At 37.3% G+C, this 23,083-nt stretch carries 21 protein-coding genes; 16 read left to right on the top strand and 5 right to left on the bottom strand.

Features of this window, described 5'->3' with window-relative positions; genetic code table 11:
- Positions 1 to 32 precede the first annotated feature (32 nt).
- The gene (locus LJY09_RS08845; RefSeq protein ID WP_098999829.1) at positions 33 to 1,460 is read right to left on the bottom strand and encodes a YfcC family protein; all 1,428 of its coding nucleotides are present in this window, start codon (positions 1,458 to 1,460) and stop codon (positions 33 to 35) included.
- A gap of 377 nt (positions 1,461 to 1,837) precedes the next feature.
- Between LJY09_RS08845 and LJY09_RS08850 the strand changes: the two genes are divergently transcribed.
- The 3 genes from LJY09_RS08850 to ppsA all read left to right on the top strand — a co-directional run bounded on the left by LJY09_RS08850 (position 1,838) and on the right by ppsA (position 6,703).
- Positions 1,838 to 2,983 (top strand): M20 family metallopeptidase, encoded by a 1,146-nt coding sequence (locus tag LJY09_RS08850; protein WP_223546515.1) that lies wholly within the window; start codon positions 1,838 to 1,840, stop codon positions 2,981 to 2,983.
- 361 nt (positions 2,984 to 3,344) lie between these two features.
- Positions 3,345 to 3,728, top strand: a complete 384-nt coding sequence (locus tag LJY09_RS08855; protein ID WP_033578688.1) for a hypothetical protein — start codon at positions 3,345 to 3,347, stop codon at positions 3,726 to 3,728.
- 368 nt (positions 3,729 to 4,096) lie between these two features.
- Positions 4,097 to 6,703, top strand: a complete 2,607-nt coding sequence (gene ppsA / locus LJY09_RS08860; RefSeq protein WP_155010220.1) for a phosphoenolpyruvate synthase — start codon at positions 4,097 to 4,099, stop codon at positions 6,701 to 6,703.
- Between the two features lie 140 nt (positions 6,704 to 6,843).
- Here ppsA and LJY09_RS08865 read toward each other — a convergent pair whose 3' ends face one another.
- Positions 6,844 to 7,590 (bottom strand): gamma-glutamyl-gamma-aminobutyrate hydrolase family protein, encoded by a 747-nt coding sequence (locus LJY09_RS08865; protein WP_108674599.1) that lies wholly within the window; start codon positions 7,588 to 7,590, stop codon positions 6,844 to 6,846.
- 291 nt (positions 7,591 to 7,881) lie between these two features.
- Between LJY09_RS08865 and LJY09_RS08870 the strand changes: the two genes are divergently transcribed.
- From LJY09_RS08870 to LJY09_RS08915, 10 genes are all read left to right on the top strand, one after another.
- A complete protein-coding gene (locus LJY09_RS08870; protein ID WP_228307677.1) occupies positions 7,882 to 9,420 on the top strand; it encodes an ABC transporter substrate-binding protein in 1,539 nt (512 codons plus the stop codon).
- 59 nt (positions 9,421 to 9,479) lie between these two features.
- Positions 9,480 to 10,433, top strand: a complete 954-nt coding sequence (locus LJY09_RS08875) for an ABC transporter permease (protein ID WP_028413754.1) — start codon at positions 9,480 to 9,482, stop codon at positions 10,431 to 10,433.
- A gap of 9 nt (positions 10,434 to 10,442) precedes the next feature.
- Entirely contained in the window at positions 10,443 to 11,351 is a 909-nt protein-coding gene (locus LJY09_RS08880; protein ID WP_063247212.1) for an ABC transporter permease, read from the top strand.
- Complete coding sequence (locus tag LJY09_RS08885) at positions 11,348 to 12,346, top strand: ABC transporter ATP-binding protein (RefSeq protein ID WP_014460576.1); 999 nt, start codon at positions 11,348 to 11,350, stop codon at positions 12,344 to 12,346. Before LJY09_RS08880 ends, LJY09_RS08885 begins: the two co-directional genes overlap by 4 nt.
- Positions 12,339 to 13,328, top strand: a complete 990-nt coding sequence (locus tag LJY09_RS08890) for an ABC transporter ATP-binding protein (protein ID WP_116738585.1) — start codon at positions 12,339 to 12,341, stop codon at positions 13,326 to 13,328. The genes LJY09_RS08885 and LJY09_RS08890 overlap by 8 nt, the downstream gene beginning before the upstream one ends.
- Positions 13,329 to 13,515: 187 nt before the next feature.
- Entirely contained in the window at positions 13,516 to 13,998 is a 483-nt protein-coding gene (gene ybaK, locus LJY09_RS08895) for a Cys-tRNA(Pro) deacylase (RefSeq protein WP_034264724.1), read from the top strand.
- 165 nt (positions 13,999 to 14,163) lie between these two features.
- Positions 14,164 to 14,448, top strand: a complete 285-nt coding sequence (locus tag LJY09_RS08900) for a DUF5316 family protein (protein WP_048021410.1) — start codon at positions 14,164 to 14,166, stop codon at positions 14,446 to 14,448.
- A gap of 87 nt (positions 14,449 to 14,535) precedes the next feature.
- Positions 14,536 to 14,865 carry a GNAT family N-acetyltransferase gene (locus LJY09_RS08905; protein ID WP_155010218.1) on the top strand — a complete coding sequence of 110 codons (330 nt, stop codon included), beginning with the start codon at positions 14,536 to 14,538 and terminating at the stop codon, positions 14,863 to 14,865.
- Positions 14,866 to 15,431: 566 nt separating this feature from the next.
- Complete coding sequence (locus LJY09_RS08910; protein ID WP_098112818.1) at positions 15,432 to 16,778, top strand: MFS transporter; 1,347 nt, start codon at positions 15,432 to 15,434, stop codon at positions 16,776 to 16,778.
- Positions 16,779 to 17,065: 287 nt separating this feature from the next.
- A complete protein-coding gene (locus tag LJY09_RS08915) occupies positions 17,066 to 18,034 on the top strand; it encodes an extracellular catalytic domain type 1 short-chain-length polyhydroxyalkanoate depolymerase (protein WP_228307678.1) in 969 nt (322 codons plus the stop codon).
- A 136-nt stretch (positions 18,035 to 18,170) separates the two neighbouring features.
- Here the strand turns inward: LJY09_RS08915 and LJY09_RS08920 are convergent, their stop codons facing one another.
- Both LJY09_RS08920 and LJY09_RS08925 read right to left on the bottom strand, forming a co-directional pair.
- Positions 18,171 to 18,326: an aspartyl-phosphate phosphatase Spo0E family protein gene (locus tag LJY09_RS08920; RefSeq protein WP_016763750.1), complete on the bottom strand. Its 156-nt coding sequence runs from the start codon at positions 18,324 to 18,326 to the stop codon at positions 18,171 to 18,173.
- A gap of 491 nt (positions 18,327 to 18,817) precedes the next feature.
- On the bottom strand, positions 18,818 to 18,958 hold the full coding sequence (locus LJY09_RS08925; protein WP_165573386.1) for a hypothetical protein: 141 nt from the start codon (positions 18,956 to 18,958) through the stop codon (positions 18,818 to 18,820).
- Between the two features lie 524 nt (positions 18,959 to 19,482).
- Between LJY09_RS08925 and LJY09_RS08930 the strand changes: the two genes are divergently transcribed.
- Positions 19,483 to 20,934, top strand: a complete 1,452-nt coding sequence (locus LJY09_RS08930; protein ID WP_049164067.1) for an NADP-dependent glyceraldehyde-3-phosphate dehydrogenase — start codon at positions 19,483 to 19,485, stop codon at positions 20,932 to 20,934.
- A gap of 105 nt (positions 20,935 to 21,039) precedes the next feature.
- On the opposite strand, the gene LJY09_RS08935 is transcribed toward LJY09_RS08930, so the two are convergent.
- Positions 21,040 to 21,336: a hypothetical protein gene (locus LJY09_RS08935; RefSeq protein ID WP_028413740.1), complete on the bottom strand. Its 297-nt coding sequence runs from the start codon at positions 21,334 to 21,336 to the stop codon at positions 21,040 to 21,042.
- Between the two features lie 494 nt (positions 21,337 to 21,830).
- Here LJY09_RS08935 and LJY09_RS08940 point away from each other — a divergent pair, with 494 nt between their 5' ends.
- Both LJY09_RS08940 and fsa read left to right on the top strand, forming a co-directional pair.
- On the top strand, positions 21,831 to 22,340 hold the full coding sequence (locus LJY09_RS08940; RefSeq protein ID WP_063247220.1) for a hypothetical protein: 510 nt from the start codon (positions 21,831 to 21,833) through the stop codon (positions 22,338 to 22,340).
- Between the two features lie 60 nt (positions 22,341 to 22,400).
- Entirely contained in the window at positions 22,401 to 23,069 is a 669-nt protein-coding gene (fsa, locus tag LJY09_RS08945) for a fructose-6-phosphate aldolase (RefSeq protein ID WP_013082751.1), read from the top strand.
- The last annotated feature ends 14 nt before the right edge of the window (positions 23,070 to 23,083 follow it).

Consider the following 23,083-nt stretch of genomic DNA (forward strand, 5'->3'; position numbering starts at 1 on the left):
TTTGCTCTTATTCTATCAGATTTTAAATGGAATTAAAAAGGACCCCATTTTATTAATACACCAATCGTTAAAAAGATAGCAGCCAATACAGCCCAGATAACAGTTAAAGGAATCATAAATCTCAGCCATTTACCATATGAGATACCACTAGTAGCCAATATAGCCATTAAAACCCCTGATGTTGGATTAATACAGTTTACTACTCCCTCACCAAACAAAACGGACTGTACGGCTACTTGACGGGTAATGTGTAACAAATCTGCAAGCGGTACTAGTATTGGCATTAACATCGTTGATTCACCAGAGCCAGATGAAATTAAAAAGTGAATAGCGGCACTACCTATGAACATACCTAACGTTCCAGTAACTGGAGAAAGGGGCGCTAAAAGAGTTGAAAGGCCATGAACAATTGTATCTAAAAGTTGGCCTTGCTCAAGCAAAATAATGACTGCGCGTGCCATTCCTACAATTAAAGCTCCATATACAAGTTTTTGACATCCATCCATGAATGTTTTAGCAATATCATTAACTTTCATACGAGAAATAATCCCTGCACCTATAGCAATAAAAATAAACAAGCCTGCCATCTCGTTTTCAGTCCATTTAAAGATAAGTGTGCAGATAATGAATGCTAATAGAGAACCTCCTGAAAATAATAAAACAATTTTGTGTTGCAATGTTAATTTCTCTGTTTTTATTTCGTTCTCGTTTATACCTAAAGAATTAGGAAAACGGTCTAAACCCAAAATACTTTGGCTAATATCCTTCTTGATTTTACGTGCATACCAATAGATATAACATATGGTACACAATAGAAAAGTTAGATAAATCACAATACGAAAACTCATCCCAGATAACAAAGGAAGCTCCGCAATTCGTTGGGATAACCCTAAGGTTTGTGGACTTATTAATGAAACATTCCATCCTGCATACGTACCAAGATAGATAAGAGATACGCCAAAAATGGCATCTGATTTTAATTTACGCGCAATCATTACTCCTATTGGAATAAAAGCTATAACAGAATTAACAATGATACCTGTGGTGCCTAGTATAGAAAACATTAAACAAATAGGAATGATAAGAAGAAGAACTCTTCCTTTACATAAATTTATAACATTACGAATAAATGTATCAATGGCTCCGGTTTTATCAATAACAGCTAGTGCGCCACCTGTAAATAAAATAAGGAAAATTAGGGGCGCTCCAGCTACCATTCCAGCTTGAATAGCTGTAAAAATCTCAAGGAAATTAACAGGAGTGGACTTAACCAAGTGATAGCTTCCAGGAACGGTCATGGTAATGTCACCTTTTTTTACTCGATCAAATACTCCAGATGGAACAAGGTACGTAGCAATAGTGCAGAAGATTAAAATATAAAATAAAAGGACATAGGCGTCAGGTTTAAATAACTTACGTTTAATAGGTTTATGGACTGTTTTTTCAGCTGTAGATTGCATAAATATAAATCCCCCTTCAATTTAACTTGTACACAGTTCAGAAAAATGCTCGCTCCTCTCTAATGATTTTAATTATTCAGAATTTTAAACCCCTGAAAATTTTTGTTACTTTACACACTTACAATAAATGCAAAAAGCATGCCAAATACTTAAACCCCTAAATTAAGCCTTTAAAGTATTTTACATTAAAAGAATAGAATTTATAGGATCGTTTATAGGTTATTAACCAAACAAAAAACATCCTATAAAAAGAAAGTAAATTAAAAATATACAAATTTACTAAGAAAACAAAGTTGGCAAGGTTCTTGCATTGGTATTAATTGAGGCCGCGTACGGCTCACCAAACAGATATTGTAGAGCTCAGAGGAGGAATTATATTGGGTAAGTTGTTAACACCGCAAACTATTCATAGTTATTTAGAAGAACATGAACAAGCTATGCTAGATGATTTAATTAAATTTGTAAAAAAAGAATCGCCTTCACGTAATAAAAAGTTAGTAGACGAATGTGGTGCATATTTAACTGACCTGTTCCAATACCGATTAGATGTGGAACACTATGAAGTAATAAAAGAAGATAAAGTGGGAAATCACATGAAGTTTACAATAGGAAAAGGAGAACAACAAATTTTAATTATAGGACATTTTGATACGGTTTGGGAGAAAGGTAGACTTAAACTTAAAAAAGAAGGAAACAAGTTGTTTGGCCCTGGAATCTTGGATATGAAAGGGGGAATTATTCAATCTCTATGGGCAATAAAAGCAATTCAAGAATTGCAGCTTCCTCTTAATAAAAAAATTGTTTTTCTTTGCAACTCCGATGAAGAAATTGGTTCGATTGCCTCTAAAAAATATATTGAAGAGGAAGCTAAAAAAAGTGAAGCCGTGCTCGTTGCTGAGCCTGCTGTGGCTGGTTCAGGAGCCTTAAAGACTTCTCGTAAAGGGGCAGGGATTTTCAACTTAAAAATATGGGGACGTGCAGCTCATGCCGGTAATCATCATGAAGACGGTGTAAATGCGATTGAAGAATTAGCTAAACAAGTAATAGTACTACAAAGATTAACTGACTATCAAAAAGGGACAACTGTTAATGTGGGAACAATTACTGGAGGAAGTGGAATAAACGTGGTTCCCGAATACGCAGAAGCAAATATTGATTTGCGTGTCTCGACAGAAGAAGAGGCAAAAAGAGTGACGGACATCATTTTAAACTTAAAACCACTTTCAAAAGGAATCAAACTTGAAGTAACTGGCGGGATGAATCGACCTCCTATGGTCAAAACTGAACAAACAAAGGAACTATTCGAATGCGCTCAATCTATTGCTAACGAATTAGATATAGCGTTAACAGAGGAAGCTGTTGGAGGGGGCAGTGATGGAAATTTCACCGCCGCGATAGGTACTCCTACACTGGATGGTTTAGGTGCTTGTGGTAAAGGAATTCATGCTGCGCATGAACATATACAAATTGATAAGCTAGCTGAACGTTCATCTTTATTGGCTAATTTATTGTTGAAAATATAAGGATTACACTACAATTTAATCATTTTAGCCAAACGGAAAAACAGTACGCCGGGCGTGAAAATGAAAAAGTTCAGTTACAATTAAAAACTCTATGAGCGCAGCAGTAGTATATAAAGACGCACTATTCTTTAGTAAACAAAGAATAGTTGAATAAACACATGTGCTGCTTAAATAAATATGCTGTAAAAAAGCACTCACAAGAGTGCTTTTTACTTTGCCTTAAGAAATGATTTTACAAACAATCATGATACATATGGGTATTTCTACACTCGCTGTGCACAAAAAACTGGAAAAAATTCTCTTCGTTCATTTATAATAATAGAGAACTATGTCGAATCCTAAATATTGGAGAGATTACTATATGAGAAGAATACTTCCTTTTATAATTTTTACCATTTACTGCATTCCATATGTTTATCTATCTATACGAAAAGATTTTGAAGATGATTCAAAAATAAACTATATAATCATGGCCATGGTTACAGTCGTACTATCTTATCTAAGCGGGCTGATTAGAGCAGATTTGTCACTTATTTTAGGAAATATCGTTTCTTTTAGTACTTCATATTTTTATAACGCGTTAAGACTTCCTGATCCAAAATGGGAAAAATACTTTTCGCCTGTTACTTCGGTTGAGCAAATCGTACTCATAAGCCTTGCGGCGCTTGTACTGCAGATGATTGTTTATACAGTTGCTAGAAAGCGAGCGAAGAGATACATTCGTAACGCTATGGTTTCAAAATAGCAAAAAAGAGAGTTAGTCATTTGATGGGCCAGACTCTTCAGATGACTAGCTGAAAGAAGGGGTAAAAAGAAATTCATTCTGTATGAGAAGATAAAGTGATTAAAAACATTGAAAAAAATGCTCTTGCAGTCAAACGAGGAGGGAAGAATAGCAGCGTTATGAGGCGTGTGCTTATCTGCTTTAAAAAGGATACAAATCAATTAGATAAGTTAGTTATACAACTCCCAAATATGTAAACGCAAACAAAAAGTTGTGTATTTCTCTTCCTACTTTAATTATACCACATAAAAAAATGCCGATATAGACTGTTTATTCTCATTTACTGCTGGTAAAATCAATAAAACATTACCGGTTAGGAGAGATGTTGAATGAACTCTTTAGTTCTTAGCTTTCAAGAAATAAAAGATACACAGCTTTCACTTGTTGGAGGAAAAGCTTTAAATTTAGGCGCGTTATCAAAAATTCAAGGAATACAAGTACCGGAAGGATTTTGCGTGACAGCGGCCGGGTATCAAAAAGCTCTTGAACAAAATGAAACATTTCAAGCGTTACTGAACCAGCTGACGATGCTAAATGCTGATGATCGAGATCAAATTGGTGAAATCAGCGAAAAAATTCGCCAAACCATTATGGAAATAAAAATTCCTTCTGACGTTGTAAAAGCAGTTATTCATTCTCTCTCTCAGTTTGGGGAAGAGCATGCTTATGCAGTTCGTTCAAGTGCGACAGCTGAAGATCTGCCACATGCTTCTTTTGCTGGTCAGCATGACACCTATTTAAATCTCAGAGGCAAAGAAGCCATCCTTGAGCACATTAGCAAATGCTGGGCTTCCCTGTTTACAAATCGCGCGGTAACCTACCGTATAAAAAATGGATTTGACCATAGTCAAGTGCACGCATCGGTTATTGTTCAACGAATGGTTTTCCCGCAGGCTTCAGGTATTTTGTTTACCGCTGACCCAGTCACTTCTAATCGAAAGCTGCTATCCATTGATGCAGGATTTGGACTTGGAGAAGCGCTGGTATCTGGTTTGGTATCCGCCGATTGCTATAAAGTACAAGAAGGAGAAATCGTCGATAAAAAAATAGCAGCTAAAAAGGTAGCTATCTACGGATTAAAAGAAGGTGGAACAGAAACCAAGGAAGTTCCTTCTGATCTGCAAAAAAATCAAGCGCTCACTGACTCTCAAATTTTACAATTAGAACGCGTTGGAAGACAGCTTGAAGCTTATTTTGATTGTCCTCAAGATATTGAATGGTGCTTGGCTGATGATACATTTTATATTGTCCAAAGTCGTCCAATCACTACTTTATATCCAATTCCAGAAGCAGCTGATCAAGAAAATCACGTGTATGTATCTGTTGGACACCAACAAATGATGACCGATGCCATGAAACCACTGGGATTGTCTTTTTTTCTGTTAACGACTAATGCACCGATGCGTACAGCCGGTGGAAGGCTGTTTGTTGATGTCACCCCTATGCTGGCTTCACCTGACAGCAGAAAAATGATGTTAGGTGCCATGGGACAGCATGATCCGCTCATGAAAGACGCACTTACAAGCATAATAGAGCGAGGAGATTTCATAAAATTTTTATCTAATGATCAAAGTTCCGGTAAAAGCAATAAAAGCGTGCCGCCTACTAAGCCTAAGGTACAAATCGAAAACGACTTTACGATCGTTTTTGACTTGATCAAGAAGAATCAAGCAGCAATAAAAGAGCTAAAACAAACCATCCAAACGAAGTCAGGGTCGGAATTAGTCGATTTTATTTCAGAAGATATCGGGACATTAAAGAAGAATTTATTTGATCCACAAAGTACAGCTGTGTTTATGGCCGCTATGGATGCTTCATCATGGATTAATGAAAAAATGGAGACATGGTTAGGTGAAAAAAACGCAGCAGACGCGCTTTCTCAATCTGTACCAAACAATATTACTTCAGAAATGGGTCTGGCGCTATTGGATGTCGCAGATGTAATTCGTCCTTATCCAGAAGTTATTCATTATTTAAAACATGTAAAAGATGATAACTTTTTGGAGAACCTGGTTAAGTTAGAAGGCGGACAGGAAACCAAAGACGCTATCTATGATTATCTCAGCAAATACGGAATGCGATGTCCCGGCGAAATCGATATTACGAAAACTCGGTGGAGCGAAAAGCCAGCTGCACTTATCCCTGTGATTCTTGGTAATATTAAAAACTTTGAGGCTAACGCCAGCAAACAAAAATTTGAAAAAGGTTTGCAGGAAGCCTTAAAAAAAGAGAAAGAGCTATTAAGTAGATTAAAGCAATTGCCCGATGGCGAACAAAAAGCAAAAGAAACAAAAGAAAGAATTGATCTCCTCCGAAATTTTATCGGTTATCGTGAATATCCCAAATACGGGATGATTAACCGTTATTTTGTTTATAAGCAGGCTCTCCTGAAAGAAGCCGCTCTGCTAGTAAAAGCCCGCGTTATTGATGAACTAGAAGATATATACTATTTGACATTTGAAGAACTTCAAGAAGTTGTGCGCACACATAAACTGGATTACCAAATCATCAGTAAACGAAAAGAAGAGTACAAATTATATGAAAAGCTAACACCTCCGCGTGTGATTACGTCTCAAGGTGAAATTATTACAGGTGCGTATAAACGAGAAAACCTTCCGTCCCAAGCAATTGTAGGTTTACCGGTTTCTTCCGGAGTGATAGAAGGGCGAGCGCGCGTCATTTTAAACATGGAAAAAGCTAATCTATCAGATGGAGATATATTAGTCACTTCCTTTACTGACCCTAGCTGGACCCCGTTATTCGTAGGGATAAAGGGGCTTGTTACGGAAGTTGGGGGACTGATGACTCACGGCGCAGTCATTGCCCGCGAATACGGATTGCCCGCGGTTGTCGGAGTAGAGAATGCTACTCGGCTAATAAAAGACGGTCAGCGAATTCGCGTACATGGAACAGAAGGGTATATTGAAATACTGTAAAAGCCAAAAATACTTGCACTATTTTATCTAATTAATAGATGAAGATTTGTCTAGATTTCTTTGCGCATCTTCAGTTCATACAAAAAGGCAGGCCACAATGGCCTGCCTTTTTTATATTGGTAACAAAGTAGATTGAAACGTCAAATGCTGACTTTTTTCGTAGCTGTCTGCTGCACATGCTCCATAAACAGCTTAAACAAGTTCAGCATTGAATTATGTTCTTTTGCCATCATTTCTGGATGCCACTGGACGCCGACTACAAATTGATTTCCTTGTTTTTCAATGGCTTCAATGACTCCGTCTTTTGCCCATGCGGAAACTTCAAAGCCTGACGCTACGTCTTTAATCGCTTGATGGTGAAATGAATTAATAAGAGCTTGATTACCGTAAAGGTCATGTAGGCGTGTTCCGTCTTTAATCATGATGGAATGAGAAGGGTCGCTTGTATTGTTGTATTGATCATGTTTGATAAATGACTCTTTAATGTCTGACATGTCTTGATAAAGCGTGCCGCCGTAAGCAACGTTTAAAATTTGTAAACCGCGGCAAATCGCTAATACGGGCTTTCCTTGATCAATCACATGCTTTAACAATAGATGTTCAGACTGATCTCGTGCTAAAAAAGGTGAACCTGTTTTGGTTGTCGGTTCTTCACCGTATAAAAGGGGATTGACGTCTTGTCCACCTGATAAAATCAACCCGTCTATACTTTCTGCCTGCGCTTTAATCATTTCTTCATCTTCTAGTACTGGCAAGATAAAAGGAACTCCGCCGCTTAGCGCTGTTGATTCGATATAGTCGTTATTCACATACGCTCGCTTATAGCCTGGAAAGCGTCCTCCTTGATCCACAATAATGCTTCCTGATATACCAATTAAAAATCCCACTGTTGTTTTCTCCTTTTTTGTTAAATTACCATTTCTTAAGATGTTTTTTCTTTTTTACTGCGTTGATAAAGTGTTTTCAATCGCTTGCTTTATAAGAAATAAATGGTTCTTTTATTCAACTATTATACATATATACCATATTTATTTAATAGAAAATGGTATAATAGCCTCTGTGTGTCAAAAATACTAATTGCCAAAGGGAGAAGGTAGTGCTACAATTGTTCACATTCCTACTATTCTTCTTATTATAGTCGGATTAAAATTTTATACAAGGAAATAGGAGTGATTTTAGTGAAAAGGACTTATTTACTTTTCATCTCTCTTTTAACCATTGTCCTCATGGTAGCAGGGTGCAGTGGTAACGCAAGTAAAAATACTTCAAGTGAAAAAGAAGGAAAAGAAGGCGGAACACTAAACGTCGCGTCTCAAAGTGAGCCAGCAACGCTAGATGCTCAAATCACTGGGGACTCAGATGTAAAAGATGCAACGCGCAGTATCTATGAAGGGTTAATGATTTTAGACGACAAAGGAAATCCTAAGCCTGACTTAGCGTCTAAAGTAGATATTAGCGATGATAAAAAAACATACACGTTCCAATTAAGAAAAGGGGTTAAATTCCATAACGGTAAAGAAATGACTGCAGATGACGTTGTCGCTTCTATTAACCGATGGATTAAGCTATCATCCCTTGGGAAAACAAACTTCTCTGGTGCTGAAATGACAAAAACCGGTGATTATACGGTAGAGCTTCATTTACCATCGCCAAATGTTAACACGCTATCTTTATTAGCTGATCCAATCCCCGCAGCAGCTATTTTACCAAAAGAAGTGGTTGACAATGCATCTGATGAAGGGATCAAAGACTACATAGGAACAGGTCCATATAAAGTAAAAGAGTGGAAGAAAAATCAATATCTTTTATTAGAAAAATTTAAAGATTATTCTTCGAAAGGCCGCGAAGTTAAGAAAACTCCTCACGTCGATGAAATTAAGATTAGTTTCGTAAGCGATGAGTCAACTAGGATTTCTGGTATTACAACCGGACAATTTGACGTTGCGCTATCTGTATCAAGTGATAATGCCAAACAAGTTGAAGGCAGCCAAAATGCAAAAGTAGAAACATCACCAGGCGGATTTATGGGACTTTTCTACAACGCAGATAAAGGCGTCTTTAAAGACATCAATGCACGAAAAGCAGTTAACGCAGCTCTTAACTCAAAAGATATTTTAGACAGTTCTTACGGAAGCTCAGATTATTACAAGCTTTCTTCATCCATTGTGAACAAAGAGTATCCAAACTACTACAGTACAGCTGGAAAAGAAGAATATAACCAGCACGATAAGAAAAAAGCAAAAGAATATTTGAAGAAATCTGGTTATAACGGAGAAGAAATTCGCTTAATGGCGTCTCGTGATTACCAAGATCAATACAATACAGCTGTTGTGGTTCAACAAGAATTAAAAGACATTGGTATGAATGTGAAATTAGAAGTGTACGACTGGGCGACATTCAGCGATAAAATGAGTGATACAAACCAATGGGACATCTATCCTGTTGACTGGAATGCTCGTTCTACCATCTTCCAAGGATTCTGGACTACAAAAGGTACATCAGTTGAAAAATCACTGGACTACTTAAACAAAATTAAAGCTGCTCCTTCTGTTAAAGAAGCTCGCGGTGACATTGATGCCATTCAGCAATACGTATGGGACGAGCTTCCGTTCACGCTTATTGGTCATAAAGTGAACATCAATGCCGTTTCTAACAATGCAAAAGGCTATGAGTATAATTTAGGTCCAATTTTCTACAATATGAGTTTAACAAAATAATATCTTATTATTCTAATAAACAGAGGGCTTATGCTCTCTGTTTTAGAAAGGAGTTTACGATGGGAGCTTATACACTTAAGAGACTTTTTGCACTAATTCCTGTTTTATTCATTGTATCTATTGTTGTGTTCTTAATTACGCGCTTAACGCCTGGAAGTCCCGCAGCAATCATTTTAGGACAAGGCGCAAGTCCGGAACAAATTGCAGCGCTGAGCAAAGAAATGGGATTGGATGAGCCTGTTGTCAATCAATACTTTATTTGGCTATCTAACATCTTTCACGGAGATTTTGGTTATTCCTACTTTTTAAATAAACCTGTGCTCGGGGCGATTTGGGATAATGTAGGTCCTACGGTTTCTCTAGCTATACTTGCGCAAATTTTTGGCGTGGTGTTTGCTTTACTATTTGGTATATATGCAGCTAAACATAAAGGAACGATTCGTGATGAAAGCATTATGGGAGCCAGTCTTTTAGGTATCTCTATTCCTAGCTTTCTTCTCGGTTCATTCCTTATTTTGCTTTTTGCTGTACAGCTTCGAATTTTCCCTGTTTCAGGATACGTTCCGTTAAATGCTGGATTATTTGAATACTTAAAGTATTTAGTTTTACCAACGATTACGCTTGGAGCGATTCAAGCTGCATTAATTACGCGTATGACGCGTTCCTCTTTACTCGATACCATTTCTGAAAACTTTGTTAAAACGGCAAAAGCAAAAGGGTTAAATGAACGTACAATTATGCTTAAGCATACGCTGCGCGTGAGTTTTTTACCGATTTTAACAGTTATCGGAGAATCATTTGCAGGACTTGTAACCGGCGCGGCAGTAACAGAATCATTATTTAACATCCCCGGGTTAGGTCAGCTAATTGTTTCATCAATTGAACGCCGAGATTACGCGCTTATTCAAGGAGCTGTACTTTTAATTACGGTTGCTTATGTGGTCATCAATTTAGTTGTTGATTTGCTGTATGCCGTGATCGATCCGCGTGTACGCAATTCTTATCATGATTAAAGGAGGGTGATGAATGTGAACGCACAACAAAATACAGAGACCATTTCAGTAACTGCAAAGAAAAAAAGAAACCCAGCGGCAGCTCGCTTTTTCTCAAATCGTTTGCTAGTAAGAGGAGCGATACTTATTTCATTATCTATTTTGATTGCTGTTTTTGCTCCGCTCATTTCTCCTTTTGGAAGCTTACAAATCGACCCTGCAAATCGATTGGCACCGCCATCAAGCACGCACTGGTTTGGAACGGATAACTTTGGACGAGATGTATTTAGCCGGACAATGTACGGCGTCAGAATATCGTTAATGATTGGAGCCGCAGTAACGATTATTGCTACTGTACTTGGTTTAATCGTTGGACTTTTATCTTCTTATTATAAAATTCTCGATTATATTTTAATGAGAATTTGTGACGGCTTGTTTGCTTTTCCATCTATTTTACTAGCAATTGCCATCATGTCTGCTTTAGGACCTAAAACAAGCAACGTTATTATCGCACTGAGCCTTGTATTTATTCCTTCGATTGCGAGAATTGTTCGTTCAGCTGCGCTTGTTGTAAAAGAAAAAACGTTTATTGAAGCGCTAAAAGCTCAAGGAGCAAGCTCACTTCGAATCATTTGTTTTCATATGGCACCAAACGTCTTATCACCTTTAATCGTTCAAGTAACATACGTGTTTGCCGTGACGATTTTAACAGAGGCTTCTCTAAGCTTTTTAGGAGCTGGAATTCCTGCGCCAACGCCAAGCTTAGGGAATATGCTGTATGACGGAAAGCTTGCGATTTACAACGCATGGTGGATGACCGTGTTTCCGGGTGTATTCATCATTTTAATTGTACTCGGTCTTAATTTATTTGGTGACGGTCTGCGCGATTGGTTAAATCCGAAAAACGTAATGCTGAAGAAAAGGAGGAAAAAACGTTGAGTAACGCCCTTTTAAAATTAGAAGACTTACAAGTAACTTTTACAACGTATAGCGGAGAAGTAACGGCTGTGGACAATGTATCTCTTCAATTAAATAAAGGAGAAGTATTAGGCATTGTCGGTGAATCCGGATCTGGAAAAAGCGTAACGTCCGAATCTATTCTTCAGCTATTAGATGAAGACCTAACAAGCTACGATGGTAAGATTTTGTTTGAAGGAAAAAACTTATTGGACATGTCTTCAAAGCAAATTCAAAAGCTAAGAGGAAACGAAATCTCAATGATTTTCCAGGATCCCATGTCGTCATTAAATCCCGTTATGCCAATTGGAAAACAAATTGCTGAAGTGATTCGTCTGCATCAAAAAGTCTCTAAAAAAGAAGCGCAAAAGAAAGTCGTAGAGCTTTTGAGACTAACTGGCATTCCGTCTCCAGAACAGCGAGCAAAAGAGTATCCGCATGAAATCTCGGGAGGAATGAGGCAGCGCATTATGATTGCGATGGCTTTAGCCTGCGAGCCGAAGCTTCTTATTGCCGATGAGCCAACAACGGCTTTAGACGTAACCATTCAAGCGCAAATCCTTGACCTTATGATGGATTTAAAAGACAAGCTCAACATGGGCGTGCTGTTCATCACCCATGACTTAGGAGTTGTCGCTAATATTTGTACAAAAGTAGCCGTGATGTATTTAGGACAAGTGATGGAAGAAACGGACGTTAAAACGCTGTTTTCAAAGCCGCTTCATCCTTATACAATGGGCTTAATTAAGTCGGTTCCTCACTTAGATGGCGACAGAACACAAGAGCTTTCGTCCATTCCCGGAACCGTTCCGCCGCTTTCAAACGTGCCAGACGGCTGTCGTTTTGCACCAAGATGCCCGTTTGCAACGGAAAAATGCCATAAAGAAGTGCCTGTTTTAGAGCATGCCGATGAGACGCATCGCGTTCGATGCTGGCACTATGAAAAAATTCAAGAAGGAGAGGTTGCGTATGTCTAGTGAAGCAAAGCAGCAAAGCGTGAAGCCCTTGCTTGAAGTTCGCAACCTGCAAAAATACTATCCGGTTCGTTCTGCTTTAGGAAAAGCGAAGGGACAAATCAAAGCGGTTCAAGATGTATCCTTTGACATTTATGAAGGCGAAACGTACGGATTAGTAGGTGAATCTGGCTGCGGAAAGAGTACAGCAGGGCGCACGCTTTTAAAATTAGTAGAACCAACAGGCGGAGAAGCACAGTTTAATGGAGAAAGTATTTTCGAATCCAAAGCATCACGCTTACGAACCATTCGTAAAGATTTGCAAATGATTTTCCAAGATCCGCATACTTCCCTTAACCCAAGGAAAAAGATTGGAGCTTCCATTCAAGAAACATTAACAATTCATAATGTAGGCGCAAAAAGCGAGCGAAAGCAGCTTGTCATTGAGTTATTAAAAAAGCTTGGTTTTAACGAAGAAGATTACAACCGCTATCCGCACGAATTTTCAGGCGGTCAGCGCCAGCGTATAGGCATTGCACGTTCATTGATTTTGAATCCAAAGCTTATCATTTGTGATGAGCCGGTTTCAGCGCTGGACGTATCCATTCAAGCTCAAATCTTAAACTTACTGCGCAGTTTGCAAAGAGAAATGAAGCTTTCATATCTCTTTATCTCCCACGATTTAAGCGTCGTAAGACATATTGCAGACCGCGTTGGCGTGATGTATTTAGGAAGATTAGTAGAAGAAGGACCAACAGATGAGATTTTTTCAAACCCTCGTCATCCTTACACAAAACTTCTTTTATCATCTGTCCCAGCGATTAACGAACATGAAAAACGTGAAAAAATTGAGGTTAAAGGTGAAATTCCTTCTCCTCTTAATCCACCTTCAGGCTGTGCGTTTCATAAAAGATGCCCGTTCGCATTTGACCGCTGCATGAAAGAAACACCTGAAGATACAGTGATTGATAGCAAGCATAAAGTAAAATGTCACCTATATAGTTAAGGTGAAAATCTTAACTATATAGAATAGACTGTAGATAAACGTATTGATGCAGTAGAACAATTGAATGTATGGAATGAAAAAAGCCACTAGCGTCTCTAGTGGCTTTTTTAATAAACAAAATAATCTACCTATCCTAACATATGGAGATATGAAAACCAAACGTGTTATGATGGTATCGGTGATAATTATGGGTAAAAAAGCAGACAAAACGAACGTAATGCGAATTTTAGATCAGAAAAAAATTGAGTACAATTATTATTCTTATGAAACTAAAAATCTGAGTGGGGTACAGGTAGCTACTTCGCTCGGAGAGGATCTTGCTAAAGTCTTCAAGACACTTGTGACCGTAGGAAAATCAAAAGAACATTATGTCTTCATGGTACCGGTTGAAAAGGAGCTTGACTTAAAGAAAGCGGCAAAAGCGGCTGGTGAAAAGTCCTTAGAAATGATTCCTCAAAAAGAGCTGTTACCTCTTACAGGATATGTTCACGGCGGGTGTTCTCCTATCGGAATGAAGAAGCAGTTCACAACCTTCATTGACTCTACGGCAGAAGACTGTGAAACGATTTACTTTTCAGGCGGGCGTGTAGGTCATCAGATACAGTTACCACTAAGTGACTTATCAAAAGTAATTCGTATACGTCCGGCAGACATCACAAAAGATAGTTGAAATGTAGTTCCCTTGAGCGAAACGCACTTAGACATAAGCGTTTCGCTTTTTTAGTTGCTTTAATTACTGTTGGAATAACAAAAAAACAAAAGTAAAAATATAGAAAAAATGATATTATATAGATAATATGTGGGGTTTTATAAAAAAACTAGGAGGAAGACAGAAATGATTAAATCAATTATTGGTGGGTTCATTTTATCTTTTATTCTTTTAGTAGCATGTACAATAGCTAACGTAAATTCAGAAACAGTACTTTTCACCGCTTTCATTATATTAGTGGGGCTAGCTCTTATCATATCTGGAGCAGCTGTAAGCGGTGATCGAATGAGAGCTAACCTTTCCACAGAATCAAAAACAGACAAGAAGTGGAGAATTACAAACTCTATAAACCTTATGCTAGCTGCCGCTCCAGTTCTCGGGGTATTTCTTCTCATTCATTACTTTGTATAGTTTATTCTTCGACATGTAAGAGCAAGCCGCAAGGTCCTAAAAAACAAACTAATTATTCATAAGATAATAGCGAAAAGAGGTGCTAGGATGAAAGAAATCACTTCAACTATGGTGAACCCGACAATAAAAAAGCTGTTATCTTATGCAACTTTAGAAGAGAAGGTTGATGGAGAGTATAAAAAATACACTTGTTTGCCAAGTCGGAAATTGTATAGTATTGAAGTAAATGGAGAAACAGTTAGCTGTATAGGAGTTGAATTTCTTAACGCCAAGGAAGCTGTTATAAAACATATAGCTGTTTTACCAAAAGAGAGAGGGAAAGGAATAGGAAGCAGCATGATTCGCTTTCTTTGTAAGAACTATGATATACATTCTATTTTTGCTGAGACAGATAAAGAGGCAGTTGAGTCAAATTAAGGTTGCCAATGTAACAAAATTATAGAACATCTATGGCTGTATATATATTAGAGGATAAGATTAAAATTCGATAATTATCTTAAATTTAGGTTAGAGCTTAGTACAAGTTATGTTTATTCTACATATTATGTAAATGTAAGCAGCTTACACTCTCAAGTTGAAAAGAGTATTTTCTTAACCATGTTCTTACTTAAAGAACGTGGTTTTTTTCTGTTTCACATATAAATTAGAAAACCAAACTTTGTAAAATTTTTGTATAAATAATTAGAAAATATTATATTTTCTAATAAATCAATAGTACAATATATAAATAGAAGGGAGGATTAACACTACATATGTAATAGACAGCAGCCGCTTTTAAACCCGCTTATTTTGTATCTATAGGTGATATCAAAATGAATTATTCAACCTTTTTTAAGCGCTCTCATTATATAAATAATTGGTTGAACAGGTTTTATAGAAAGCAATACAATCTAGCTGTTAAAAAAGATTTGCTGGTAAATTACTTACTACTTCATGTTACAGGAGAACCAACATTAAACACTCAAAGAAAAGAGGGATCACTCATGGCTCATACCAGTGAAGCTGCAAACAACAGGCGTGTTACAAGTAATATTTTTAAAGGATCTGTTGGGAATTTAATTGAATGGTACGATTGGTACGTTTACTCTGCTTTTGCCGTCTATTTTTCATCGCAATTTTTCCCAGAAGGCGATCCAACAAGTCAGCTGCTTAACACAGCGGCAATCTTTGCCGTCGGTTTCTTAATGCGTCCAATCGGTAGTTTATTAATGGGACGCTACGCGGACCGATATGGTCGCCGTGCTGCGCTTACCTTATCTATTACGATTATGGCGAGCGGTTCTTTGATTATCGCTTGTACCCCCAGCTACAGTACGATAGGATTATTATCTCCTATTATTCTAGTACTCGCACGTTTGCTTCAAGGAATCTCCTTAGGGGGAGAATACGGAACGTCTGCAACTTATCTTTCTGAAATGGCAAGCAGCGGGCGAAGAGGATTTTATTCAAGCTTTCAGTATGTAACGCTTGTTGCTGGTCAGCTGGTAGCATTAGGTGTTCAAATTATTCTGCAAAACGTTCTCAGTGAAGCAGATATGATTTCATGGGGCTGGCGTATTCCTTTTGTCATTGGAGCTATCGGAGCGCTAAGCGTTTTATGGCTGCGCCGTACAATGGATGAGTCAGAACAATTTTCTAAAATGGACTCTGAAAGCCGTGAAAACGCAGGGACTATTAAAGCACTGATGAAGCATCCTAAAGCGGTGTTGACCGTTATTGGTTTAACATTAGGAGGAACGGTTGCGTTTTATACGTATACAACGTATTTGCAAAAATTTATGGTAAACAGTGTAGGACTAGATAAAGGGGTCGTAAGCTGGATTAACTTCTGTGCGCTGCTTGTATTTGTTGTCATTCAGCCAATAGCAGGGATGCTATCTGATAAAATTGGACGCAGACCTCTGTTAATGAGCTTTGGTATTTTGGGAACATTGCTGACTGTACCGCTGTTTCTTTTTATGAAACAAGCACATAACCCAGTCATGGCCTTTCTATTAATGACAGTTGGACTTATCATTGTAACCGGTTATACATCTATTAACGCAATTGTAAAAGCTGAGCTTTTCCCAACGGAGATTCGAGCTCTTGGTGTAGGATTACCGTACGGACTTACAGTTGCCATATTTGGAGGGACAGCAGAATTCATCGCCCTATGGCTAAAAAGCATCGGCCATGAATCAATTTTCTTTTTCTATGTAGCAGGGTGTATTGCCATCAGCTTCCTTGTTTATTGGCGTATGGGAGAGTCCTCTAAAGATTCATACATAGAATCTGAGCTCAAGAAAGAGGACAAAGAAGACAATGTACCGCCAAATAATATCAGTTTTTAATTTTGGTTAAATAAATAATCGTTTGATAACATAAAAAAGGACGGGCTTTTATAGCCAGTCCTTTTCTAGTATTCCGCGCGTATACTTGTATTAAACGCACTAAGTGACGGTTCTTGCTATAGAATTCTTTTTTCTATAGTTTTGCATTATGAATTTGTACGATTAAAGCATAAAGAGGAAAATAATTAAAGGCATATAAAAAAGATCAGCGCCATAATAAAAGGATTATTTTGTGATATAACGAAATAGAGAGTATATACATCAGAAATAGAGAGAGGGTAAACTCCGTGAATACTTTATGTTCCTTTTTTACAAATCCAATTTTAACTGCTTCTACGCTTTTAATAGAATTACAGAGCGTGTTCTTTCAACCTATTTGGAAAGAGTATAATTATGATGATTATTTTACCTACAAGGTATATGTTCCAAGTACATATACTGGGTTAAGTAAAGTACCATTAATCGTTATGCTTCATGGATGTCAACAAGATGCAGATGATTTTGCTGCGGGTACGGAAATGAATAAGCTAGCGGAAGAAAAAGGTTTTATTGTTCTCTATCCCCAAATGAATTACTTTGCTAATTCCAACGGGTGCTGGAATTGGTTTTATGAGTATAACCAGTTTCGCGGTAATGGAGAGCCAGACATAATAAAAGATATGATTGATCACATAACCACTAAGTATGCGATTGATTCTACTAATATATACCTTGCTGGCATGTCAGCTGGAGGCTTTATGGCGAATGTGATGGCTATTGCTTATCCTGATATATTTAAAGCGGTAGGCATTCATTCAGCAGGCAGTAATGCGTATGCTGTAGACCTCATAACAGCCGGAGAAGTTATGCTATATGGATCTCTAAATCCTGAATTTGACGGTGGTGAAGCTTATAAGAAAATGGGATCTTACGCACGGCCTGTTCCCATCATTACGTTTCATGGCCAATCAGATACAACAGTTAATCCAATTAATGCGTCTACATTAATTCAGCAGTGGATTTATACATATAAGTATTTCGGTATCGACCTACATGAAAATGCTGCTTCTTACACTTCAAGGGAAAACGAAAATCATTATAGTTACATAACTTATGACTACGTAGATGCAGAAAATAAAATCTGGATGAAAAAAATTATGGTAGAGGATATGGGGCATGCATGGTCAGGTGGAAATGACAATGGATCAGATACTGATTCAAAAGGTCCTAATGCTTCAAAAATGATGTGGGATTTTTTTGAAGCACAGAATGTTTAAATAGAATATGAACGAGCGATCAAGATGTACTACTAAATAACATCAGCCTTCATTTTTTTGAAACAAATAATTGTCGACCAACAGCAAAAAAAGGATCTTATCGAAAGATCCTTTTTCTGTTATCAACCAGCATTTCTTAACAAGTAGCTTCAAACCGATTTAACAATACATCTAGATCCTGACTGATTTTAATCGTATTACTACTTGTAAACCCTTCTTCTAGGGCAATCATCATCATCATTTTTCGTATAAATTCTATCTTTATCAGCAGTAGCCTACATTTGAAACACATTAAGTTTCCTCCACTTGCCACGTCATTTTAAAGGTTTAAATTATTGAATTTTTTATGTAAAAACGGTTCAAATCTAAAAATAGAACCTAAAAAATATAGTAACAAATAGATAGTGTCGAAGTCTGTCGTATTTTGAATTCAGATATTTTCATTTAAAAAGAATTAACTCTTAAACGTTTTGCTGGAAGCTGCGCTCTGTCTTAATTATGATTGTTCCACCGGTTGTAAATAACTGACGGAGTAACAGAGCTTCCCCTGTTTTTTGGATATAGGCATAATCAGATTACATTTAGGCATGTTAACATAAGATTGGACTTTTTTAAGTTAGTCAACTTTAAACCAAAACATATCTTTTTTTCATTTATTGGTTTCTGTTTAACTATTTATGGCTATCAGGCACTGACAAATAAAGATAAATGATAGGTGAGGGCCGTTTCTAACCGCTATAGACTTTGTAAAAAGCGCAACAAAAAAGCGTCTGTTAAGACGCTTTATATATAATACATATACTGCTCTTCTTTATTGGCATTTGTTGTTTCATGGATTATTTCTTCCGGGATATTGGACGTCCGGTTAGTAAAAAGCATAAACAACGCAATAATTGATGCCACAAAACCTAAAGTAACAATCACAATAAATCCCTCCCTTTAGAATATATATTCTACTTTCATCTTCATTTTCCTATATTTATTTTATACCCTTATTTTATTTTCTCAACACATAGAATAAAAAGAGTGTATGCATCGCCTGAATATCCATCCAAAGTAAATACAATCAAGGGAGCTTAAAACAGACATTTCACTTAAAAAAGTAGGAAACCATAAAGATTTCTTCGTATTCGGGGCATGAATCATTAAAATTATTAATCATTAAGATAACTTATTTATATTGTACGAATGAAAGAAATTTATATATATTAAAAATACGAAATATTCATTAAATTATACGAGGGTTTGTTTTAAGTTAAAAAGAAAAAAGCTGCTGCTTTAAAGGCAACAAGTAAGCAGTATAAGATTAGGGAGTTACACGAAATATAAAAGTTATAGAAATGAATACAAGTAGAATTCTTTTTGCTCAAATATTCACATAGTTTTCATTCGTAAAAAAGACTGAAAATTTTGATAATAAATTTCACTTTTATTAAGGGGGACTTTTTATGACAACAACGGTTTTAAATGTATCAACTTATTCTTTTTATCTTAACGGTGAGTGGAAAGAAAGCAAATCAGGGCAGACGATCGATATTGTTTCTCCATACCGTCATGATGTGATTGGAAAAGTGCAGGCTATCACAAAAGAAGAAGTCGATGAAGCGGTACATGCCGCACAGAAAGCTCAGAAGGAGTGGGCGGAAACTTCTCTGCAAGACCGTGCCAAATATTTATATAAGTGGGCAGATGAGCTGGTAAAAATGCAGAGTGAAATTGCCGAAATTATTATGAGAGAAGTTGGAAAAAGCTTAAAAGATGCAAGGAATGAAGTCGTGCGCACAGCTGATTTTATTCGCTATACAGTTGAAGAAGCCCTTCATATGAATGGAGAAAGCATGAAAGGAGATAGTTTTCCTGGAGGTTCTAAGTCTAAAGTTGCCATTGTTGAACGCGTGCCTTTAGGCGTGGTACTTGCGATTCCTCCATTTAATTATCCGGTAAATTTGTCAGCTGCTAAGCTTGCGCCTGCGCTTATTTCAGGAAATGCAGTTATCTTCAAACCCGCAACGCAAGGAGCGATCAGCGGTATTAAGATGATTGAAGCTCTTGATCAAGCAGGTATTCCACAAGGACTTGTAAACGTCGTAACGGGTCGCGGATCTGTAATTGGTGATTACTTGGTTGAACATAAAGGCATTAACATGATTTCGTTTACCGGAGGAACAAATACAGGTACTCAGTTAGCTAAAAAGGCAGGCATGATTCCTCTTGTACTAGAACTTGGAGGAAAAGACCCGGGTATTGTATGTGAAGATGCAGATTTACAGGAAGCAGCAAAACATATTATAAGCGGAGCATTTTCTTATTCGGGTCAGCGCTGTACAGCTATTAAACGTGTACTTGTACATGAAAAAGTGGCAAACGAGCTGGTCGACATCCTAAAAGAAGAAGTACATAAACTATCAGTTGGTTCTCCTGAAGATGGATGCACAATCGTTCCATTAATTGATAGTAAGGCAGCGGACTTTATTCAAATTTTAATTGCAGACGCGCTCGGAAAAGGTGCAGAAGTTGTGACTGGGAACAAGCGTGAAGGCAACCTTATCTATCCTACTCTTTTAGATGACGTGAATGATACTATGCGCGTAGCATGGGAAGAACCATTTGGTCCTGTGTTACCAATTATCCGCGTCGCTTCTGACCAAGAAGCCATTGACATCGCAAACGAATCAGAATTCGGCTTACAAGCAAGCGTTTTCACAAAAGATATTAATAAAGCCTTCTCAATTGCAAATAAAATGGAAGTCGGTTCCGTTCAAATCAACGGCCGCACAGAACGCGGCCCTGATCATTTTCCTTTTATCGGCGTAAAAGGATCCGGTATGGGCGCTCAAGGTATTCGTAAAAGTATTGAATCGATGACTCGTGAAAAAGTAACGGTATTAAACCTTCAATGATTGAATTCCATGAGCTATCCAATCGACCCAGTAGAATGTAGAGAATCTCATGGAAAAAAGCCTGTGCTCCAAAAAGCACAGGCTTTTAAACGTCTTATTTGTCTATCACTCGATTCCGTCTTTATAGTTCTTATGCCAGTTTTTATCCCCTTTGTGCTCGATATCTTCAACGGTTTTTTCGAGCTCTGACATAATGAGTGTTTTTACTTCATAGATGGTATCAAAAAAAGCTTTCTCTTCATCCGGATTCGGCTTTATTTTGGCTGCTGCCGAAATATCAACATATCTGCGATGTTCAGTTGTTAATTTATCGAGCGCATCAAAAATATGAGAGGTAAGAACAGCAACCTCCTTATGATTATCAGGCAGTTTTTCTTTTAATGTTTCAATTCTTTTATCCATGTTAAAGTCCCCCTATAACGTGTTGTATTTATGTAACTTTCCCACTAATAAAAACGAATAACCTCAAATAGTAAAAAATTATGGGAATTAGCACGTGAAACAAAAGTATACTACAAGATATCATGTTAAAGTGAAAAAACGGTGAAATGAGTGGGTATATTTTTGCGAAGAGGGTATGTAATAAAAGTCGGTTTTTTTTGAAGAGGTAATTACCTTAGGACGCCTTGAAACATGTAATCAACATAAAAGTTTATCTATTTTTAATAGTTAATGAACTTTTTTGACTACTTTTTTAGGATTTTATGACTTTTTTTGAATGAATTTGATTGTTTTTGATGTTTTTTCGAATAATCTGATATATAATGAAAGCGTAAACAGTAAAACATGTCGGTTGGTTAAGAAAAACATCCACAAAAATGGGATTCGTTATTACATAAAATCAGACCTCTGTTTTTTTATAAAAATAAATAGAACTTGAGAAAAGGAGAATGAGAATGGACATATTGGATGCAAAAGTAGTGAATACAAAGTACGGTTTAGAAACATATCTGGATGTATCAGAAAGCGTAGAAATAAAAGAAATTCATATGCCGAGTTCAGAGAATCAATCTCATAAAATTAAATTTGGAATTAAGTATTTTCTTTTAAGAGAAGGAAAGTATTACGATAGCCAAAAAGGTTATTTTTGGCTTTGTATGAATCACGATTTTAGCAGCCTTATGCTGAGTGAAACGGAAACAGAGAGTTTGTTTGCAGTTAAAAGTAAAGAAGAAAGAGAAGCAACAAAAACGCTGTTAGCAGAATGGTTTATCCAAACGAATGCGTATAAAGAAGTCATCAACGAATGTATCCATCAGATTAAAACGGAGAATATTCGTACAGAAGAAGACATTGAAGACCGAGTGGACGCCATACAATTTTTAGAAAAATTAAAGGTATTAACTGCAAAAGAGATTGAAAACGCTTCTATAGAAAATCTATATGCCCTGCAGCAAATTGGCTAGGCGATAGTTCACGCAAGTTGAGATGCAGATTGATGTACAACAATAAGGAGGAATAGTGAGATGAAATTTTTTATTGATACAGCAAACCTTGAGGATATTAAGAAAGCATATAAAGTTGGTGTTCTAGCAGGTGTAACAACCAATCCATCTTTAGTAGCAAAAGAAGGCGTAAGATTTGAAGACCGCATCGAAGAAATTCTTCAAATGGTACCGGAGGTTGAATCCGTTTCCGCTGAGGTAACGCCTGACGCACTTTCTGCTGAAGACATGATCGCTCAAGCTGAGGAACTGATTAAAATTAACGACGGAGATAAAAATATTACGATTAAGCTGCCTATGACATTGGCTGGCTTGGAAGCGACGCGCTACCTTGCAAAAAAAGGCGTAAAAACAAATGTAACCCTAATCTTTACAGTAAACCAAGCGCTTTTAGCAGCTCGTGCTGGAGCGACGTATGTTTCTCCATTTTTAGGACGTCTTGACGATATTTCAGAAGACGGAGTACAGCTGGTATCTAAAATTGCGGAGTTATTCCGCGTTCAAAACATCGACTCTCAAATTATCGCCGCATCTGTAAGACACCCGGATCATGTAACGCGCGTAGCACTTGCAGGGGCTCATATTGCCACAATTCCATACGCTGTTATTGAGCAATTAGCAAAACACCCGTTAACTGACCAAGGAATGGAAAAATTTGCAGCAGATTGGGAAAAAGCAGTTAAAGCTTAACCAAAAGTCATATC

It is taken from the genome of Priestia sp. J2 (assembly GCF_020790095.1).
Taxonomy (GTDB): Bacteria; Bacillota; Bacilli; order Bacillales; family Bacillaceae_H; genus Priestia; species Priestia zanthoxyli.

Excerpts from the sequence above, each read along its gene's own strand:
- fsa (WP_013082751.1), top strand. The coding sequence starts at position 22,401 with ATGAAATTTTTTATTGATACAGCAAACCTTGAGGATATTAAGAAAGCA.
- LJY09_RS08855 (WP_033578688.1), top strand. The coding sequence starts at position 3,345 with ATGAGAAGAATACTTCCTTTTATAATTTTTACCATTTACTGCATTCCA.
- LJY09_RS08875 (WP_028413754.1), top strand. The coding sequence starts at position 9,480 with ATGGGAGCTTATACACTTAAGAGACTTTTTGCACTAATTCCTGTTTTA.
- LJY09_RS08880 (WP_063247212.1), top strand. The coding sequence starts at position 10,443 with ATGAATGTGAACGCACAACAAAATACAGAGACCATTTCAGTAACTGCA.
- ybaK (WP_034264724.1), top strand. The coding sequence starts at position 13,516 with ATGGGTAAAAAAGCAGACAAAACGAACGTAATGCGAATTTTAGATCAG.
- LJY09_RS08940 (WP_063247220.1), top strand. The coding sequence starts at position 21,831 with ATGGACATATTGGATGCAAAAGTAGTGAATACAAAGTACGGTTTAGAA.
- LJY09_RS08920 (WP_016763750.1), bottom strand. The coding sequence starts at position 18,326 with ATGTGTTTCAAATGTAGGCTACTGCTGATAAAGATAGAATTTATACGA.
- LJY09_RS08890 (WP_116738585.1), top strand. The coding sequence starts at position 12,339 with ATGTCTAGTGAAGCAAAGCAGCAAAGCGTGAAGCCCTTGCTTGAAGTT.
- LJY09_RS08845 (WP_098999829.1), bottom strand. The coding sequence starts at position 1,460 with ATGCAATCTACAGCTGAAAAAACAGTCCATAAACCTATTAAACGTAAG.
- LJY09_RS08930 (WP_049164067.1), top strand. The coding sequence starts at position 19,483 with ATGACAACAACGGTTTTAAATGTATCAACTTATTCTTTTTATCTTAAC.
- LJY09_RS08905 (WP_155010218.1), top strand. The coding sequence starts at position 14,536 with ATGAAAGAAATCACTTCAACTATGGTGAACCCGACAATAAAAAAGCTG.
- ppsA (WP_155010220.1), top strand. The coding sequence starts at position 4,097 with ATGAACTCTTTAGTTCTTAGCTTTCAAGAAATAAAAGATACACAGCTT.
- LJY09_RS08935 (WP_028413740.1), bottom strand. The coding sequence starts at position 21,336 with ATGGATAAAAGAATTGAAACATTAAAAGAAAAACTGCCTGATAATCAT.
- LJY09_RS08910 (WP_098112818.1), top strand. The coding sequence starts at position 15,432 with ATGGCTCATACCAGTGAAGCTGCAAACAACAGGCGTGTTACAAGTAAT.
- LJY09_RS08900 (WP_048021410.1), top strand. The coding sequence starts at position 14,164 with ATGATTAAATCAATTATTGGTGGGTTCATTTTATCTTTTATTCTTTTA.